15 protein-coding genes are annotated in these 16690 nt (G+C 71.3%); 4 read left to right on the plus strand and 11 right to left on the minus strand.

What is annotated here, in order from left to right:
- Positions 1-17: 17 nt before the first annotated feature.
- From ACGFW6_RS18200 to ureA, 5 genes are all read right to left on the minus strand, one after another.
- Positions 18-1304: a TolB family protein gene (locus tag ACGFW6_RS18200; protein ID WP_393510248.1), complete on the minus strand. Its 1287-nt coding sequence runs from the start codon at positions 1302-1304 to the stop codon at positions 18-20.
- A 114-nt stretch (positions 1305-1418) separates the two neighbouring features.
- A complete protein-coding gene (locus ACGFW6_RS18205) occupies positions 1419-2018 on the minus strand; it encodes a TetR/AcrR family transcriptional regulator (protein WP_393510251.1) in 600 nt (199 codons plus the stop codon).
- Positions 2019-2027: 9 nt separating this feature from the next.
- A complete protein-coding gene (locus tag ACGFW6_RS18210; protein WP_393510254.1) occupies positions 2028-3068 on the minus strand; it encodes an agmatine/peptidylarginine deiminase in 1041 nt (346 codons plus the stop codon).
- A gap of 9 nt (positions 3069-3077) precedes the next feature.
- Positions 3078-4787 carry an urease subunit alpha gene (locus tag ACGFW6_RS18215; RefSeq protein ID WP_393510257.1) on the minus strand — a complete coding sequence of 570 codons (1710 nt, stop codon included), beginning with the start codon at positions 4785-4787 and terminating at the stop codon, positions 3078-3080.
- On the minus strand, positions 4784-5488 hold the full coding sequence (ureA, locus tag ACGFW6_RS18220) for an urease subunit gamma (RefSeq protein WP_393510260.1): 705 nt from the start codon (positions 5486-5488) through the stop codon (positions 4784-4786). The genes ACGFW6_RS18215 and ureA overlap by 4 nt, the downstream gene beginning before the upstream one ends.
- 129 nt (positions 5489-5617) lie before the next feature.
- Between ureA and ACGFW6_RS18225 the strand changes: the two genes are divergently transcribed.
- Positions 5618-7045, plus strand: a complete 1428-nt coding sequence (locus ACGFW6_RS18225) for a cytosine permease (RefSeq protein ID WP_393510262.1) — start codon at positions 5618-5620, stop codon at positions 7043-7045.
- A 61-nt stretch (positions 7046-7106) separates the two neighbouring features.
- On the opposite strand, the gene ACGFW6_RS18230 is transcribed toward ACGFW6_RS18225, so the two are convergent.
- On the minus strand, positions 7107-8195 hold the full coding sequence (locus ACGFW6_RS18230) for a branched-chain amino acid aminotransferase (protein ID WP_393510265.1): 1089 nt from the start codon (positions 8193-8195) through the stop codon (positions 7107-7109).
- A 270-nt stretch (positions 8196-8465) separates the two neighbouring features.
- On the minus strand, positions 8466-9509 hold the full coding sequence (locus tag ACGFW6_RS18235; protein ID WP_393510268.1) for a 3-isopropylmalate dehydrogenase: 1044 nt from the start codon (positions 9507-9509) through the stop codon (positions 8466-8468).
- 142 nt (positions 9510-9651) lie between these two features.
- Between ACGFW6_RS18235 and ACGFW6_RS18240 the strand changes: the two genes are divergently transcribed.
- Entirely contained in the window at positions 9652-11220 is a 1569-nt protein-coding gene (locus ACGFW6_RS18240) for a purple acid phosphatase family protein (protein WP_393510271.1), read from the plus strand.
- Between the two features lie 70 nt (positions 11221-11290).
- Here ACGFW6_RS18240 and ACGFW6_RS18245 read toward each other — a convergent pair whose 3' ends face one another.
- Positions 11291-11431, minus strand: a complete 141-nt coding sequence (locus ACGFW6_RS18245; RefSeq protein WP_393510274.1) for a hypothetical protein — start codon at positions 11429-11431, stop codon at positions 11291-11293.
- A gap of 260 nt (positions 11432-11691) precedes the next feature.
- Positions 11692-12249: a GNAT family N-acetyltransferase gene (locus ACGFW6_RS18250; protein WP_393510277.1), complete on the minus strand. Its 558-nt coding sequence runs from the start codon at positions 12247-12249 to the stop codon at positions 11692-11694.
- A gap of 83 nt (positions 12250-12332) precedes the next feature.
- Here ACGFW6_RS18250 and ACGFW6_RS18255 point away from each other — a divergent pair, with 83 nt between their 5' ends.
- Positions 12333-12539, plus strand: coding sequence for a DUF5988 family protein (locus tag ACGFW6_RS18255; protein ID WP_393510280.1), 207 nt, complete (start codon positions 12333-12335; stop codon positions 12537-12539).
- 79 nt (positions 12540-12618) lie between these two features.
- On the opposite strand, the gene pruA is transcribed toward ACGFW6_RS18255, so the two are convergent.
- Both pruA and ACGFW6_RS18265 read right to left on the minus strand, forming a co-directional pair.
- Complete coding sequence (pruA, locus tag ACGFW6_RS18260) at positions 12619-14250, minus strand: L-glutamate gamma-semialdehyde dehydrogenase (protein ID WP_393510283.1); 1632 nt, start codon at positions 14248-14250, stop codon at positions 12619-12621.
- 135 nt (positions 14251-14385) lie between these two features.
- Entirely contained in the window at positions 14386-15312 is a 927-nt protein-coding gene (locus tag ACGFW6_RS18265) for a proline dehydrogenase family protein (RefSeq protein ID WP_393510286.1), read from the minus strand.
- A gap of 180 nt (positions 15313-15492) precedes the next feature.
- Between ACGFW6_RS18265 and ACGFW6_RS18270 the strand changes: the two genes are divergently transcribed.
- Entirely contained in the window at positions 15493-16689 is a 1197-nt protein-coding gene (locus ACGFW6_RS18270; RefSeq protein ID WP_393510289.1) for a PucR family transcriptional regulator, read from the plus strand.
- Position 16690 lies beyond the last annotated feature (1 nt).

The raw sequence follows: 16690 nt of genomic DNA on the forward strand, positions 1-16690 counted from the left end.
TGCGAGCACTGCGTCGATCATCGTGGCCTGCGCACGAAGCCGTCGCTCGCGTCGTTGGTGTCGCCGGCGACGAGCTGGGAGGAGTCGCTGCCGAGGGCGAGGCGCTCCGCCCCCTTGCTGACCGAGGACAGCCACACCGACGCGTCCGTCACGGGCCCGCCGGCCAGGGACCGGCTGACCAGGCGGGTGCCGCCGGTGCGCAGGTCGCGGAGGTAGATGTTGGCCGGGCCGGGCGTTCCGTCGGGCAGGCGCGGGGTGGCCTCGTAGCCGACGTACCGGCCGTCCTCGCTGATCACGGGACGGTCGGGCATGCTCTCGCCGTCGGGGCCGGCGTCGATCCGCCGGGTGACGTCGGTGCGCAGGTCGCGGACGTAGATGTCGGAGGCGTCGGGGCCGCCGCCGGGGAGCAGGTCCTCGTCCCAGTTCTGGAAGGCGACGGTGCGGCCGTCCGCGGAGAGCGTGGCCGGCAGGGCGTAGCGCGGTGCCGGGGAACCGTCGGCCTTGACGTTGACCCGCTCCTCGGTGCCGGTGCGGCGGTCGTGCACCCAGGTGATCCCGTCGGAGCTGCGCGGGACGAGCTGGGTGTAGAGGACGTACCGGCCGTCGGCGCTCACGTCCTGGAAGAGCGCCGGGTTGGTGGGCCGGTCCGGATTGCTGACCCGCGTCGTCCTTCCGGTGGTGCGGTCGACGTCGTACACGGCGCCGAAGAGGTCGGCGGCGCCCTCCTCCATGCGGTCGGCCTTGGCGTTGAACGTGATGTGGCGGGCGTCGCTCGACAGGGCGGCGCCGGCCGCGTAGGCGGAACCCCCGTCGAAGGCGACGCTGATCCGCTTCGTGGTGCCGGTGCGCCGGTCGTGCAGGTAGATGTCGTCGGCTCCCGCGTCCGCGGGCGGTGTGTCCCAGTGGACCAGGTTCCTGGCGTTGGAGCGGAACAGGACGTAGCGGCCGTCGGCGCTGATGCCCTGCACGGTCGAACGCTGGTCGGCCTGGCTGCCGTCCGAGGCGACGCTGACCCGCTCGACGGCCCCCGTGCGCAGGTCGCGCACGAAGACGTCCGACACGTCGTTGGTGTCGCCGGCCACCAGGTTGGACGCGTCCGCCGTGAACGCCGCGAAGCGGCCGTCGGCGCTGAACTCGGGCGCGTAGGAGTGGCTGTTGCCCTGCTCGCCCGTCGCCGAGAGGGTGACCCGCTCGACGGTCGGGACGCGGGGCCCGGCGCTCGCCTGCGGGCCGGCCAGGGCCGCCGTGGTGGCGGCGAGGACTACGGCGACGGCGAGCGCGCGGACTCGCTTGCTGCTGTGCATGGTTGTTCCCCCGTGGACGATTTCCCCCGGCCCTCGCCGAAGGCTCCCTACGAGGCAAACGCATCGAGCGTTACATGGTCAATCCCCCATATTGAGTACAACCGGGGCGCGGTTTCAGGAGTCCGCGAGGAGGCTGTCGTCGAGGAACTCCCTTACGTGGCGCAGAATCTGCGCCCGGTCCGTGCCCCGCAGTCCGATGGCGACGTGGATCGAGAACCCGTCGAGGAGCGCCCGCAGCCGGGCCGCGAAACGGTCCGGGTCGACCGCCCGGAACTCGCCCCTCGACACGCCCTCCGCCAGCAGCGCCACCAGGTCGCGGTGCCAGGCGCCCTCGATGGCGGCCTGCCGGGCGCGGGCGTCGTCGTCGGCGTTCTGCGAGCGGTTCCAGACCTCCAGCCACAGGGTCCAGTGCGGATCGCGGTGACCGTCGGGGACGTACAGGTCGACGTAGGCGTCGAGCCGTTCGCGGGCGGAGGCGGACCGGGTCAGGAGCCGGCCGCGCTCGGTGCCGAGCCGCCCCTCGCTCCACTCCAGGGTGCGCAGCAGCAGCTCGTCCTTGGAGTGGAAGTAGTACAGGAGATGGCCGCTGCTCATGCCGACCGCGCTGCCGAGCGCCGCCATGGTGAGCTTCTCCAGACCGCGCTCGGCGATCATCTCCATGGCGGCGGCGAGCACCTCGTCGCGGGGCGGCGCCTGCCTGCGCCCACCGGCCATCTGCGGCTCCTAGATCCTCGGCTGCTGCTGTGTGATGCAGTGGATGCCTCCACCACCCGCGAAGATCGTACGGGCGTCGACGAGGGTCACCGTCCGCTCCGGGAAGAGCCGCCGGAAGATGCCGGCCGCGATCTCGTCGCGCGGGTCGTCGAAGCCGCAGAGCACCACGCCGCCGTTGCACAGGTAGTGGTTGATGTAGGAGTAGTCGGCCCAGTGGCCGTCGGCCTCCAGGACGGTCGGGGCGGGTACCTCCACGACCTCCAGGCGGCGGCCGCGCGCGTCGGTCTGCGACCTCAGCAGGCCGACGATCTCCTTGGTCACCTCGTGGTCGGGGTGCGCCGGGTCCGGCTGCACATGGGCCACGACCACGCCGGGCCGGGCGAACGCGGCGACGATGTCGACATGGCCGAGGGTGCCGAAGCCGTAGGGCGGATAGTCGCCGGTGAGGCCGCGGGGCAGCCAGATCGCCTTGCGGGTGCCGAGCATGCCGTGGATCTCGGCCTCGACCTCCTCCCGTGTCCAGTGCGGGTTGCGCTCCGGGCCGAGCTGGACGGTCTCGGTGAGCAGGACCGTCCCCTCGCCGTCGACATGGATCGCCCCGCCCTCGTTCACCAGCTTCGAGGCGTACGTCCTTCTCGAGCCGGCCAGGTCGGAGACGTGCGCGGCGATCTTCGCGTCGTGCTCCCAGCTCGCCCAGTCCTGGGCGCCCCAGCCGTTGAACGTCCAGTCGACGGCGGCGAGTTCACCGGCCCCGTTGGTGAGGAACGTCGGGCCGATGTCGCGCATCCAGGCGTCGTCGAGGTCCCGTTCGACGGTCTCCACACCCGGCCCGAGCAGCGTCCGGGCCTCCTCGGACTGTCCCGGGCCGCACACCACCGTCACCGGTTCGAAGCGCCGCACGGCACGGGCGACCGACGCCCAGGCCCGGCGGGCCGCCACGAGGTCCTCGGCGTCCTCGAAGGTCACGTTCGGACCCGGCCAGGCCATCCAGGTGCGCTCGTGCGGGGTCCACTCGGCGGGCATACGGAAGCCGTCGGAGGCAGCAGACATGGGGGGTCCTTAGAGGAAGTAGAGGCGATTGAGGGAGACGGACTCGGCCGGCTCGGAGTGCAGCGGCTCGCCGTCGAGGGTGACCAGGCCCGTGCGCTGGTCGACGTCGACGGCTCCGGTACGGGAGTTGCGGCGCAGGTCGGCGGGCCCGATGCCGCGCGTGCCGCGCACGGCGACCCTGCGGCGCCGGGTCGGCATCGTGTCGTGCCCCTGGTCGACGGCGGCCCGCGCCACGAAGGCGACGGAGATGTCGGCGGGGGTGGCGCCGTACGCCCCGAACTGCGGGCCCAGGACGAGGGGTTCGCAGGTGTCGGTGGCGGCGTTCGGGTCGCCGGTCACGCCGTAGGCCGGGAAGCCGGACTTGAGCACCAGCTGCGGCTTGGCGCCGAAGAACTCCGGGCGCCACAGCACGATGTCCGCCAGCTTGCCGACCTCGATCGAGCCGACCTCGTGCGCGAGGCCGTGGGCGATGGCCGGGTTGATGGTCAGCTTGGCCAGGTAGCGCAGGACGCGTTCGTTGTCGTGCTCGTCGGGTGCGCCGAACTCGGCCTTCATCTTCCCGGCCATCGCGAAGGTGCGGCGGACGGTCTCGCCGGCCCGGCCCATGCCCTGGGCGTCGGATGAGGTGATGCCGATGGCGCCCAGGTCGTGCAGCACGTCCTCGGCGCCCATGGTCCCGGAGCGGATGCGGTCGCGGGCCATCGCGGCGTCGCCGGGCAGGTCCGTCTTCAGGTCGTGGACGGAGACGATCATGCCGTAGTGCTCGGCGACCGCGTCCCGTCCGAAGGGCAGGGTGGGGTTGGTGGAGGAGCCGATGACGTTCGGGACCCCGGCCATCTTCAGCACGTTGGGGACGTGTCCGCCGCCGCAGCCCTCGATGTGGAAGGCGTGGATGGTGCGGCCCTCCAGGACCCGCAGGGTGTCCTCGACCGAGAGGCACTCGTTCAGCCCGTCGCTGTGCAGGGCCACCTGCACGTCGTGCTCCTCGGCGACGCGCAACGCCGTGTCCAGGGCGCGGGTGTGGGCGCCCATGTCCTCGTGCACCTTGAAGCCGGACGCGCCTCCCTCGGCGAGGGCCTCGATCAGCGGAGCCTCGTGCGAGGACGAACCCCGCCCGAGGAAGCCGATGTTGACCGGCCAGGCGTCGAAGGCGTTGAACGCGTGCCTGAGCGCCCAGGGCGAGTTGACGCCGACGCCCCACACCGGCCCGAACTCCTGGCCGATGATCGTGGTCACCCCGGAGGCGAGCGACGCCTCCATGACGCGCGGCGACAGCAGATGGACATGGGTGTCGACGGCCCCGGCGGTGGCGATGAGCCCCTCGCCGGACACGATCGAGGTGCCGGTGCCGACGACGACGTCCACCCCGTCGAGGGTGTCGGGGTTCCCGGCCCGGCCGATCGAGCAGATCCGGCCCTCCCGGATGCCGATGGAGACCTTGCGGATGCCGAGCGCCGCGTCGATCACCACGACGTTGCTGATGACGACGTCGCAGGTGTCGCGGACGGCGGCGGCCTTGAGGTGCAGCCCGTCCCGGGCGGTCTTGCCGAACCCGGCGAGGAACTCCTCGCCGTAGCGCTGCGCGTCGGCCTCGACCCGGATCGTCAGCCCGGAGTCGCCGAGCCGGATGCGGTCACCGGCGCGGGGGCCGTGCGTGGCCGCGTACTCGTACGGGGTGAGGCGTCGCGCCTCGGCGGGGTGGCCTCCCGGACGGCTCATCGCGTGCCCTCCTGATCAGGTGTGTGCGGTGTTCCGAGGTAGCCGCAGGCGGCGGCGCGGCGCAGTGCCTCGGCGCGGGCGCCGGGCGCGTCCAGCGGCCCGTCGACGAGTCCCGCGAACCCGATCGCGATCCGCTCGCCGCCGATGGGCACGAGCCCGACCTCGACGCTCTCCCCGGGTCCGAAGCGCACGGAGGAACCGGCGGGCACGGACAGCCGCATGCCGTACGCCCGTTCGCGCGGGAAGTCGAGCCGCGGGTTGGCCTCGAAGAAGTGGAAGTGGGAGGTGACCGAGACGGGCACGGTCGCGGTGTTGGTGACCGTCAGCCGCACGGCCGCTTCCGGCTCGGCGTGCTGCGGGCCCGGCAGCAGCGCGCCGGGGGCCTCGGCGCCGAGTCCGCCGCCGAGGGGGTCGGACACGACCGCGAGCCGGGAGCCGTCGTCGAAGACCGCCTCCACGTGCACCTCGGTGACGACGTCCGCCACGCCCGGCAGCACGTCGTCGGGACCGAGCACGCCGCGGGCGCGCTCGATCGCCTCGGCGAGCCGCGCCCCGTCCCGGGCGGCCTCGCACACGGTGTCCGCGATGAGCGCGGTCGCCTCCGGGACGTTCAGCCGCAGCCCGCGGGCCCTGCGGGCGCGGGCCAGTTCGGCGGCTCCGAAGAGCAGCAGCCGGTCACGTTCCGTGGGGGTCAGTCTCACGACGCGGCACCTCCTTGCCAGACTCGACTTTAGAGCATCACTCTAAACATGAAATTCCCCTGATCGAAAGGTTGACAGCAAACCTGGGGCACTTCAGATTGAACGTCACTCAAACCGAGGGAGCCACCCATGCCGATGGAACAGCGCGGAGTCGACACCATCCCCGAGGAGGAACGCACGAGCGGTCCCCGGGACCTCGTCTCGATCCTGCTCGGATCGAACCTCTGTCTAGGGGTGATCGTCTTCGGCTGGCTGCCCCCGTCGTTCGGGCTCGGCTGGTGGGCGTCGGTGAGCTCGATCGTGGTGGGCACCGTGGTCGGCACGGCCCTGACCGCCCCGCTCGCCCTGATCTCCCTGCGCACGGCGACGAACCTGTCCACCTCCTCCGGCGCCCAGTTCGGCGTGCGCGGCCGCCTGGTCGGCTCGGTGGTCGGCCTGCTGCTCGCCCTCGGCTACACGGCCCTGACCGTGTGGATCGGCGGGGATGTGATGGTGGGCGTACTGGGCCGGCTGGTCGGACTGCCGGCGAACGGGGTGTCGTACGGCGTGGTCTACGGGCTGCTGGCCGCCGCGACCGTCGCCGGTGCCGTGTACGGCTACCGGGTGCTGCTCGCCATGTCCCGCGTCCTCGCGGTCGGCATGACGGCCCTGCTGATCCTCGGGGTGATCGCCTACGCCCCGCACTTCACCACGGACGCGCTGCCCGAGGCGGGCGGCTATCTGCTGGGCGGTTTCTGGCCGACGTGGCTGCTGGCGACGGTGGCGGCGGGGCTGTCGGGCCCGATCGCCTTCATCACCCTGCTCGGCGACTACACCCGCTACATCTCCCCGGCCCGCCACACCTCGCGCCGGGTGCTGCACGCGACCTGGCTCGGTCTGCTCCTCGGGCTGCTGGTCCCGCAGCTCTTCGGCACCTTCACGTCGTACGCGGCACGGGCCGCCCTCGACTACGCTGGCCCCCTGGTCGACGCCTCCCCCGCCTGGTACCTGGTGCCGCTGCTGCTGGCCGCCTCGGCCGGCTCGGTCGGCAACGCGGGCCTGATGCTCTACTCCATGGGCCTCGACCTCGACGCGATCCTGCCGCGCGCCTCCCGGGCCCGCGCCACCTACACCGTCGCGGTCGTCGCCACGATCTGCGTCTTCGTCGGCCACTACGCCTCGACCGCGCAGAACGCGATGACGTCCTTCGTCCTGCTGCTGACGGCCGTCGGCACCCCGTGGGCGGTCATCACCCTGATCGGCTTCGCCCGCTGCCGGGGCGTGTACGACGCGGACGCCCTCCAGGTCTTCAACCGCCGCGCGCGAGGCGGGATCTACTGGTACCGGTCCGGCTGGAACATCCCGGCGACCGTGTCCTGGGCCCTGGGCGCGGCGGTCGGCCTGCTCGCCGTGTCCCTGCCGTCGTACGAGGGTCCGCTGCTGTCCCTCACGGGCGGGGTGGACTGCAGTTTCCTGCTGTCGGGCCTGGTGGGCGGCGTGGCGTACGCGGTGCTGGAGCCTCGGGCCCAGGAGGCACCGTCTTCAGCCCGTCCGGCGCTTGAGGACAAGGCCGTTTAGGCCGAAAGCGGGGGCCCGGGGGCGGCAGCCCCCAGATCCCCGCCTCAGCGCCGAGCACAGGTCAGCCCAGGCGATGCATCCACCCGTGCCGGTCCACGGCGGTGCCCCGCTGGATGTCGAGAAGCGCCTGGCGAAGCTTCAGCGTGACCTCGCCGGGCTCCCCGTCGCCCTGCCGCCACGCGGCACCCGTGCGCTTGACGAAGCCGACCGGGGTGATGACGGCCGCGGTGCCGCAGGCGAAGACCTCGGTCAGGGTGCCGTTCTCGGAGTCGCGCTGCCACTGGTCGACGGAGACACGGCCCTCCTCGGCCTCGTAGCCCAGGTCGCGGGCGACCTGGAGGAGGGAGTCACGGGTGACGCCCTCCAGGATGGAGCCGGTGAGGGAGGGCGTGACGATCTTGTCGCCGTACACGAAGTACAGGTTCATGCCGCCGAGCTCCTCGACCCACTTGCGCTCCACCGCGTCGAGGTAGCAGACCTGGGCGCAGCCCTCGGCGGCCGCCTCGGCCTGGGCCAGCAGGGACGCGGCGTAGTTGCCGCCGGTCTTGGCGTCGCCCATGCCGCCCGGCACCGCGCGCACGTGGTCCTCGGAGACCCAGATGGACACGGGCTTCACGCCACCGGGGAAGTAGGCGCCGGCCGGGGAGGCGATGACGATGAAGAGGTACTCGCCGGCGGGCTTGACGCCCAGGCCGACCTCGGTGGCGAACATGAAGGGGCGCAGGTAGAGGGACTCCTCGCCGCCGTGCGCGGGCACCCAGCCCTCGTCCTGCGCGACCAGCGCGTCGCACGCCTCGATGAAGGTCTCGACCGGCAGCTCCGGCATGCCGAGCCGGCGGGCCGAGGCCTGGAAGCGCCGGGCGTTCTTCTCGGGACGGAAGGAGGCGACGGTGCCGTCGGGCTGGCGGTAGGCCTTGAGACCCTCGAAGATCTCCTGCGCGTAGTGCAGCACCATGGTGGCCGGGTCGAGGGAGAGCGGCGCGTACGGCACGAGCTCGCCGTCGTGCCAGCCGCGGCCCTCGGTCCACTTGATCGTCACCATGTGGTCGGTGAAGTGGCGGCCGAAACCGGGGTTGGCCAGTATCGCCTCGCGCTCTGCGGCGGCCAGCGGGCTGGCGGAGGGCTTGAGCTCGATCGTGGGCGTCGTCATGAGTAGGTGTCCTTCACCGGTGAGGTTGTGGCGGGCCGCGCTCACGCCAGTACTGCCCGTGGTCAGTGCTAGGACGTCCGAGCATTCCCTCATTCCGCGGCTCCGCGTTCGATTATCGCAAGCGGCAGCCGTGGAAGAAATCGGCGTGTTCGGCGTGATCGGCGAGAAATCGTGACCCGGGGGTCGATGGTGCCACCCGGCGGCGGACATGTGGAAGCCGCCGGGGGCGAAGTGACCCGGCGGCTTCGAAGCTTCGAACAGCGCGGCGGGTCAGCCGGCTACGCGTACGGCCAGCGCGTCGCCGATCTCCGACGTGCTGCGCGCGGGCCTGCCGGTGCGCTCGGCGAGGTCGGCCGAGACGGCGTCCTCGATGCGGGTGGCCTCGGCGTCGTGGCCGAGGTGGCGCAGGAGCAGGGCGACGGACAGGACCGTGGCGGTCGGGTCGGCCTTGCCCTGGCCGGCGATGTCCGGGGCCGAGCCGTGGACCGGCTCGAACATGGACGGGAACGCGCCGCCGGGGTTGATGTTCCCGCTCGCGGCGACGCCGATGCCGCCGGAGACGGCCGCGGCGAGGTCGGTGATGATGTCGCCGAAGAGGTTGTCGGTGACGACGACGTCGAAGCGCTCGGGCTGGGTGACCAGGTAGATCGTGGCCGCGTCGACGTGCATGTACTCGGTGGTGACCTCGGGGAACTCCTCGGCCACCTTGTTGAAGATGTCGGTCCACAGGTGACCGGCGAAGGTCAGCACGTTGTTCTTGTGGATCAGCGCCAGCTTCTTGCGCGGGCGGGCCTGGGCGCGGGCGAAGGCGTCCCGGACGACGCGCTCGACACCGTAGGCCGTGTTCACGGAGACCTCGGTGGCGACCTCGTGCTCGGTGCCCTTGCGGATGGTGCCGCCGTTGCCGGTGTACGGGCCCTCGGTGCCCTCGCGGACCACGACGAAGTCGATCTCGGGCTCGCCGGCGAGCGGGGTGGCGACACCCGGCAGGAGCTTCGAGGGACGCAGGTTGACGTGGTGGTCGAAGGCGAAGCGGAGCTTGAGCAGGAAGCCGCGCTCCAGTACGCCGGACGGGACCGACGGGTCGCCGATCGCGCCGAGCAGGATGGCGTCGTGCTGCTTCAGGGCTTCGAGGTCGGCGTCGGTGAGGGTCTCACCGGTGGCGTGGTAGCGCCGGGCGCCGAAGTCGTACTCCTTGGTCTCCAGCTTCACATCCTGCGGAAGGACGGCGGAGAGGACCTTCAGACCTTCGGTCACGACCTCCTGGCCGATGCCGTCACCGGGGATCACTGCGAGATTGAGGCTGCGAGACATGTCGGCACCCTACTCCTCGTCCCATGGAATGACATGCGGTGTCCGCCATGCGGACAGCCGGACGGGGGAAGGCTCCTGCGCTTCAACCGGCGTTCACCCGTATGCAGGGCGGGTGTTGGTCGCCGCTGGGAACTTTCCCCTCATGGACATCCCCGACTTCGGCATCCCTCCGCAGCTCGCCCGCCGTATGAGCATGGCGGAACAGCACGAGTACCTGCGCACCAAGCTGACCCGGCGCCGCACGCTGGTGACCGCGGGCGCGGTCGCGGGCGGGCTGCTGACGGGCTGCTCGGGGTCGGACAAGCCCGCGGGCACGGCCGGTACGCGGCCCTCCCCGTCCGTGTCCACCAAGGTGCCGGGCTCCGCGGTCGCCCCGTTCGGCCGCCATCTCGCCTTCGGCGCCGACCCGAAGTCGCAGATGCGGATCTCCTGGCAGGTACCGGCCGCGGTGCGGAAGCCGTTCGTCCGGATCGGCCTGCGCCCCGATGACCTGAGCCGCCGGATCGACGCCGAGATCCGCGACCTGTACACACCCGAACTGCAGGGCATCCGCGCGGCGTTGGAGCAGTACTACGTCCACGCGGCGCTGGACTCCCTGCGCCCCGGCACGACGTACTACTACGGCGTGGGCCATGACGGCTTCGACCCGGCGGCACCGAAGAACCGCGCGACGATCGCCTCCTTCCGCACGGCTCCCGCGAGCCCGGAGACCTTCACCTTCACGGCCTTCGGCGACCAGGGCGTCAGCGAGGCGGCCGCCACCAACGACAAACTCCTGCTGAGCCAGGATCCCGCCTTCCACCTGCACGCCGGCGACATCTGCTACGCCAACGTCAAGGGGTCGGGCGAGGAGTCGGACGCCTACGACCCCGGCTTCTGGGACGGTTACCTCAAGCAGACGGAGTCGGTGGCCAAGTCGGTGCCGTGGATGGTGACGACCGGCAACCACGACATGGAGGCCTGGTACTCGCCGGACGGCTACGGCGGCCAGCTGGCCCGCTGGTCCCTGCCGGACAGCGGCTTCGACGCCCGTACGGCCCCGGGCGTGTACTCCTTCGTCTACGGCAACGTCGGCTTCGTGGCGCTGGACGCGAACGACGTGTCGTACGAGATCCCCGCCAACCGGGGTCACACGGACGGCCGTCAGACCAAGTGGCTGGACGAGCGGCTCGGTGAGCTGCGGGCGGCCAAGGGCGTGGACTTCGTCGTCGTCTTCTTCCACCACTGCGCCTACTCGACGTCCTCGCACGCGTCCGACGGGGGTGTGCGGGCCGAGTGGGTGCCGCTGTTCGCCCGGCACCAGGTGGACCTGGTGATCAACGGGCACAACCACGTCTACGAGCGGACCGACGCCATCAAGAACGGCGAGGTCGGCAGGCAGGTGCCCATCGGCGCCTCGACGGACCCGACGCGGGACGGCCTCGTGTACGTCACGGCGGGCGGGGGCGGCAAGGAGCTGTACGGCTTCCCCGCGGGCGTGGAGGAGAGCTACGAGGGGCAGGTGACCGAGCGGGAGTCGGTCGACACCTTCAGGTGGACCAAGTCACGCAACACCAAGGCGGAGAGCGTGCAGTGGTCGCGGGTGCGCTATCGGGGCTTCTCGTTCCTCACCGTGGAGGCGGAGAGCGGAGCGAAGCCCCGGCTGAAGGTGTCGGCGCTGGCGCAGGACGGGCAGCGCATCGACCACTTCGAGGTGCGGCGCGGGGCGTGAGCCCGCACGCCGCACCTCGATCGGGTGCGGCTCCCGGCATGAGGGGTGCGCGGCGCCGGCCTGCTGCGGCTCAGGCCGCCTGGTGGCCGGTGATGCCGCCGTTGTCCCTGCGGTCGAGGGCGCGCTGGAGGGCGGCGGCCGCGTTCTTGCGGTCGGACTCGTTGGTACGGGAGATGTGACGGACTCGACGGCGGGCGGTCGTCTCGGCCATGGGAAATCGACTCCTTCGATAATCCGGGAGTGACACAAGGGGGTTTCGAGACGCCGGGTGGGGCGGGGAGCGGTGCCGCAGGGGTTGCCTGCACGGGGCCCGGCTCACGACCGCCATTCGCTTGATCGAGCGAGACGTTCGGCTCCTACAAAACTAAGGGAGGACGACGCGTCTGTCTCCACAATTACTCGGACTTCCTACTATCTGAGACGGCGGACTGGGTCACACCCCACTGACCTGGTCTTTCCGTCGTCGCCCCGTCAGAGCACGTCGCCGTCCCGCCAGTCGAAAACCAGCTCCGACGCGAGGTCGAGCGCACCGGCGAGCGCGGGCCGCACAAAGGTCGTGCCTTCCTCGTCCGGCAGATGCACGACGCCCTCGGGCCCCAGCGCGCAGACCCGCCCGCGCCACACCGCCCAGCCGCGGGCGGCGTACAGCGCGGCCCCCTCGTCGCTCGCGGACAGCATCCCCGCGTCGTAGGCCCGGTCGACCACCCGCTCCAGCTCGGCCATCACCCGGCCGCCCAGCCGGGTGCGCCGCGCGTCCGGCCGTACCGCGACCGCCTCGACGTACCCGACGCGCAGCCACCGCTCCCGGTGCCGCACCCGCCGCATCACCACCGACCCGTGCGCGACGAGCAGCCCGGCGTCGTCGTGCACCAGGGCGTGCATGCCGCCGAGGCCGTGCTCGAAGTCCTCGTCGGAGAAGTCGCCGTCGAAGGCGTCGTCCAACAGGGCACGGATCGCGCTCAGTTCGGCCGGGGTGAGGTCGGCGGTGTGCGCGGTGCGCGGCGTGCCCGCCGGTGCGTCGATGGTCATCGCACCAGTATCGGTATCGCCCACTCGGCTGATCCTCCGCGCCGCCCGGGAGACGGGGTCGCGTCGAGGGGAACGGTGAGGTCATGAACGACACGTCGAAAGTGTTCCTCCAGGGCGGCCCCGAGGACCTGCCCGAGCGGATCGTCGGGACCCCGTCCCCCGGTCCTGATGTGAAGATCAAGCTCCGCGGCGGATACGAGCACTTCAGGCCGACCTCGCGCCAGGAGAACACCCCTCAGGGCGCGCTGCCGGTCTACGAGTGGTGGGAGCGGACGGAGATCGCCGAGTAGATCGCCGAACAGCGCACGCTCCGCGCACGGCGAAGGGCCGGGTCCGTCAAGACCCGGCCCTTCGCGTTGGGTTGATGTGTCAGCCCATGTGCGGGTAGCCGTAGTCGGTCGGCGGGACCAGCGTCTCCTTGATGGCGCGGGTCAGCGTCCAGCGCATCAGGTTCTGCGGGGCGCCGGCCTTGTCGTTGGTGCCGGAGGCGCGGCCGCCGCCGAAGGGCTGCTGGCCGACGACGGCACCGGTCGACTTGTCGTTGATGTAGAAGTTGCCGGCCGCGTAGCGCAGCTTCTCCATCGTGTACGCGGTCGCGGCGCGGTCGGCGGAGATGACCGAGCCGGTCAGCGCGTAGGCCGACACCGACTCCATCTGGTCCAGCATCTCGTCGTACTTGTCGTCCTCGTAGACGTGCACGGCGAGCACCGGGCCGAAGTACTCGGTCGTGAAGACCTCGTTCTCCGGGTCGCTGCACTCGATGACGGTCGGGCGGACGAAGTAGCCGACCGAGTCGTCGTAGGAGCCGCCCGCGACGATCGTGCAGGAGTCGTCCTGCTTGGCGCGGTCGATGGCGGCCTTGTTCTTGGCGAAGGCACGCTCGTCGATGACGGCGCCGATGAAGTTGGACAGGTCGGTGACGTCACCCATGGTGATGTAGTCGACCTCGGCCGCGAACTCCTCCTTGAAGCCGGAGTTCCAGATCGACGCCGGGATGTACGCCCGGGAGGTCGCCGAGCACTTCTGGCCCTGGTACTCGAAGGCACCGCGGGTCAGGGCCGTCTTCAGGACCGCCTTGTCGGCGCTCGGGTGGGCGACGACGAAGTCCTTGCCGCCGGTCTCGCCGACGATGCGCGGGTAGGAGCGGTACTTCTCGATGTTGTTGCCGACCGTCTTCCACAGGTACTGGAAGGTCTTGGTCGAGCCGGTGAAGTGGATGCCGGCGAGGTCGCGGTGCTCGAGGGCGACCTTGGAGACCTCGATGCCGTCGCCGGTGACGAGGTTGATGACGCCCTTGGGCAGCCCGGCCTCCTCCAGGAGCTGCATCAGCAGCACGGCGGCGTGGGTCTGCGTCGGGGACGGCTTCCAGACGACGACGTTGCCCATGAGAGCCGGGGCGGTCGGCAGGTTGCCGGCGATGGCCGTGAAGTTGAACGGCGTGATCGCGTAGACGAAGCCCTCGAGCGGGCGGTGGTCGAGGCGGTTCCACACGCCCGGGGAGTTCGCCGGGGGCTGCTCGGCGAGCAGGTCACGGGCGTACTTGACGTTGAAGCGCCAGAAGTCGACGAGCTCGCAGGGGGTGTCGATCTCGGCCTGCTGGGCGGTCTTGGACTGACCCAGCATGGTGGAGGCGGCCAGCGTCTCGCGCCAGGGGCCGGCCAGCAGCTCGGCGGCGCGCAGGATGATCGCGGCGCGGTCGTCGAAGGACATCGCGCGCCAGCCCGGCGCGGCGGCCAGGGCCGCGTCGATGGCGTCCTGGGCGTCCTGCTGGGTGGCGGTGCCGTAGGTGCCGATGCGGGCCTTGTGGTTGTGCGGCTGCACGACGTCGACGCGCTCGCCGCCGCCCATCCGCTTCTCGCCGCCGATGGTCATCGGCAGGTCGATCGGGTTCTCGGCCAGCTCCTTGAGCTTGACCTCCAGGCGGGCGCGCTCGGGCGAGCCGGGGGCGTAGCCGTGCACCGGCTCGTTGACGGGGGTGGGGACCTGGGTCACAGCGTCCATGAGATCCGTAACTCCTTGAACTTGAGCGGGTGTTCGGGCTCAGCCCTTGCTGATCATCGAGCGGGCGAAACTGTGCTTTCCCGGGGGACGACCCCCGGACCCCCGGCAGAAAAACCTCTGCGTGTGCGACATTTCTCAACCTCGGGTGAGCATGCTGCGGGCGAAGAAGCGCAGGTTCGCGGGCTTCTCCGCGAGGCGCCGCATGAAGTAGCCGTACCAGTCGGTGCCGTACGCCGTGTAGACGCGCATGCGGTGGCCCTCGGCGGCGAGGCGCAGGTGCTCGTCGCTGCGGATGCCGTACAGCATCTGGAACTCGTACTCGTCCAGCTTGCGGCCGGCCGTGCGGGCCAGTTCCTGGGCGATGGAGATCAGGCGGGGGTCGTGGGAGCCGATCATCGGGTACCCGGCGCCCTCCATCAGAATCCGCAGGACCCGGACGTACGCCTTGTCGATCTCGTGTTTCTGCTGGTAGGCGACCTCGGCGGGCTCCTTGTAGGCGCCCTTGACGAGGCGGACGCGGCTGCCGCTGTCGGCGAGGCGGCGGGCGTCGGCCTCGGTGCGGAAGAGGTAGGCCTGGATGACGCAGCCGGTCTGCGGGAAGTCCTTCCGCAGCTCCTCGTGGATGGCGAACATCGAGTCGAGGGTGGTGTGGTCCTCGGCGTCGAGGGTGACGGTGGTGCCGATGGCGGCGGCGGCCTCGACGACGGGGCGGACATTGGCGAGCGCCAGCTCGTGGCCGCCGTCCAGCGCCTGTCCGAACATCGACAGCTTCACGGACATCTCGGCCCGGGTGCCCAGCTCCAGCTCCCCCAGCCGGTCGATGAGCGCCAGGTAGGCGTCCCGGGCGGCGGCGGCCTGCTCCGGGCGGGTGATGTCCTCGCCGACGACGTCCATCGTCAGCTCCAGACCCCGGCCGCTGAGGTCCTTGATGATCGGCACGATCTCGTCGACCGTCTCGCCCGGGATGAAGCGGTCGACGACCTGCTTGGTCACCGGGGCCGCCGAGATCAGGCGTCGCATCCGGTCGCTGCGCGACGCGGCAAGAATCACGGGACCCAGCACGGGGCACCTCCACAGGAGCAGAAAAGCAGCCGAATCCCAACCATTCGGGTACGGCACGGAGAACCACCGTGAAACCTAAGGATCCCTCCGATCCTCTGCCATCGACAGCTGTCACGCATCCGTGCCACAGATCTCAGACAGATGTATGAAGCGCCTCGAAAAATGCGGGAGAATGCCCGGGTGACGTCGGAATTCAAGGGTGACTACCAGGAGCTGGTCGACGAGATCTCGGAGCTCCTGGGCGCCCCCGCGACGCTGGAGAACCGCGACTTCGAGCTGATCGCCTTCGGTGCCTACGACAGCGAGGACGAGCTCGACGCGTCGGCCCTGGACCCCGTCCGTGCCCGCTCGATCCTGACCCGCCGCTCCACGTCGACCGTGCGGACCTGGTTCGAGGGCTTCGGCATCACGCGCGCCACGGGGCCGGTCCGGATCCCGCGCACCCCGGAGGCGGGGGTGCACCGCGGACGAATCTGCCTGCCGGTACGCCACCGGGGTGTCGTACGGGGTTACGTCTGGCTCCTGGACGACGATCCGGGACCCACGGACCAGCAGCTGGCGGCCGCGATGGAGGTGACCGCCCGGATCGGCGCGCTGCTCGCGGACGAGGCGCAGCACGGGGCGGACCTCAGCCGGGAGCTGCGGGCCGCGCTGACCGCCGAGCGGGGCTGGCAGGGCGACATGGCGATCGCGGAGCTGCGTACGGCCCTCGGTCCGCGCGCGGACGGCGTCCACACGGTCGTCTGCGTGGCGCCGTGGCCGTCGGCCGACCCCGACGACGCCCCGTCGGTGCGGACGGTGCCGCACGCGACCGCGCTGTGCACGCTGCCGTGGGGCCCGTCCGGGCAGAGCCTCGCCGTGCTCGTACGGCTGCGCTCGTCCGAGGTGCGCACGGCCGCCCAGGCGGCGGCGTCCCGGCTGCTGAAGGACGGTCCCGCCGCACGCGCGCCCAGGGCGGGCCGGGCCCGGGTCGCGGCCGGCCTCGGCGAACCACGTACCGGTCTCGCCGAGCTGGGCACGGTCTGGCAGGAGGCGTCGGCCGCGGCCCGCGCCGCGCTCGCCGAGCCCCGGCTCGGCCCGGTGGCCCAGTGGTCGCACATCGGCCCGTACCGTCTGCTGACCTCGCTCTCCCCGCAGACGGTCCACGACCCCGTGGTCGCCCCGCTCCTCTCCCCCGCCCAGCAGGAACTCGCCCGCACCGCCGAGGTCTACCTCGACTGCGCGGGCCAGGCCGGCCGCACCGCCGCCGAGCTGGGCATCCACCGCCAGACCCTGTACTACCGCCTCTCCCGCGTCGAGCAGCTCACGGGCCTGGACCTCGACGACGGCGAGGACCGGCTGCTGCTGCACATGGCGCTCAAGGGGGCGCGGCTGTAGT

The organism is Streptomyces sp. Y7 (genome assembly GCF_043195415.1).
GTDB lineage: Bacteria > Actinomycetota > Actinomycetes > Streptomycetales > Streptomycetaceae > Streptomyces.

Bases quoted from the DNA above. Each gene is read 5' to 3' on its own strand.
- ACGFW6_RS18225 (WP_393510262.1), top strand. From the start codon at position 5,618: ATGCCGATGGAACAGCGCGGAGTCGACACCATCCCCGAGGAGGAACGC.
- pruA (WP_393510283.1), bottom strand. From the start codon at position 14,250: ATGGACGCTGTGACCCAGGTCCCCACCCCCGTCAACGAGCCGGTGCAC.
- ACGFW6_RS18245 (WP_393510274.1), bottom strand. From the start codon at position 11,431: ATGGCCGAGACGACCGCCCGCCGTCGAGTCCGTCACATCTCCCGTACC.
- ACGFW6_RS18235 (WP_393510268.1), bottom strand. From the start codon at position 9,509: ATGTCTCGCAGCCTCAATCTCGCAGTGATCCCCGGTGACGGCATCGGC.
- ACGFW6_RS18230 (WP_393510265.1), bottom strand. From the start codon at position 8,195: ATGACGACGCCCACGATCGAGCTCAAGCCCTCCGCCAGCCCGCTGGCC.
- ACGFW6_RS18215 (WP_393510257.1), bottom strand. From the start codon at position 4,787: ATGAGCCGTCCGGGAGGCCACCCCGCCGAGGCGCGACGCCTCACCCCG.
- ACGFW6_RS18255 (WP_393510280.1), top strand. From the start codon at position 12,333: ATGAACGACACGTCGAAAGTGTTCCTCCAGGGCGGCCCCGAGGACCTG.
- ACGFW6_RS18250 (WP_393510277.1), bottom strand. From the start codon at position 12,249: ATGACCATCGACGCACCGGCGGGCACGCCGCGCACCGCGCACACCGCC.
- ACGFW6_RS18210 (WP_393510254.1), bottom strand. From the start codon at position 3,068: ATGTCTGCTGCCTCCGACGGCTTCCGTATGCCCGCCGAGTGGACCCCG.
- ACGFW6_RS18205 (WP_393510251.1), bottom strand. From the start codon at position 2,018: ATGGCCGGTGGGCGCAGGCAGGCGCCGCCCCGCGACGAGGTGCTCGCC.
- ACGFW6_RS18240 (WP_393510271.1), top strand. From the start codon at position 9,652: ATGGACATCCCCGACTTCGGCATCCCTCCGCAGCTCGCCCGCCGTATG.
- ACGFW6_RS18200 (WP_393510248.1), bottom strand. From the start codon at position 1,304: ATGCACAGCAGCAAGCGAGTCCGCGCGCTCGCCGTCGCCGTAGTCCTC.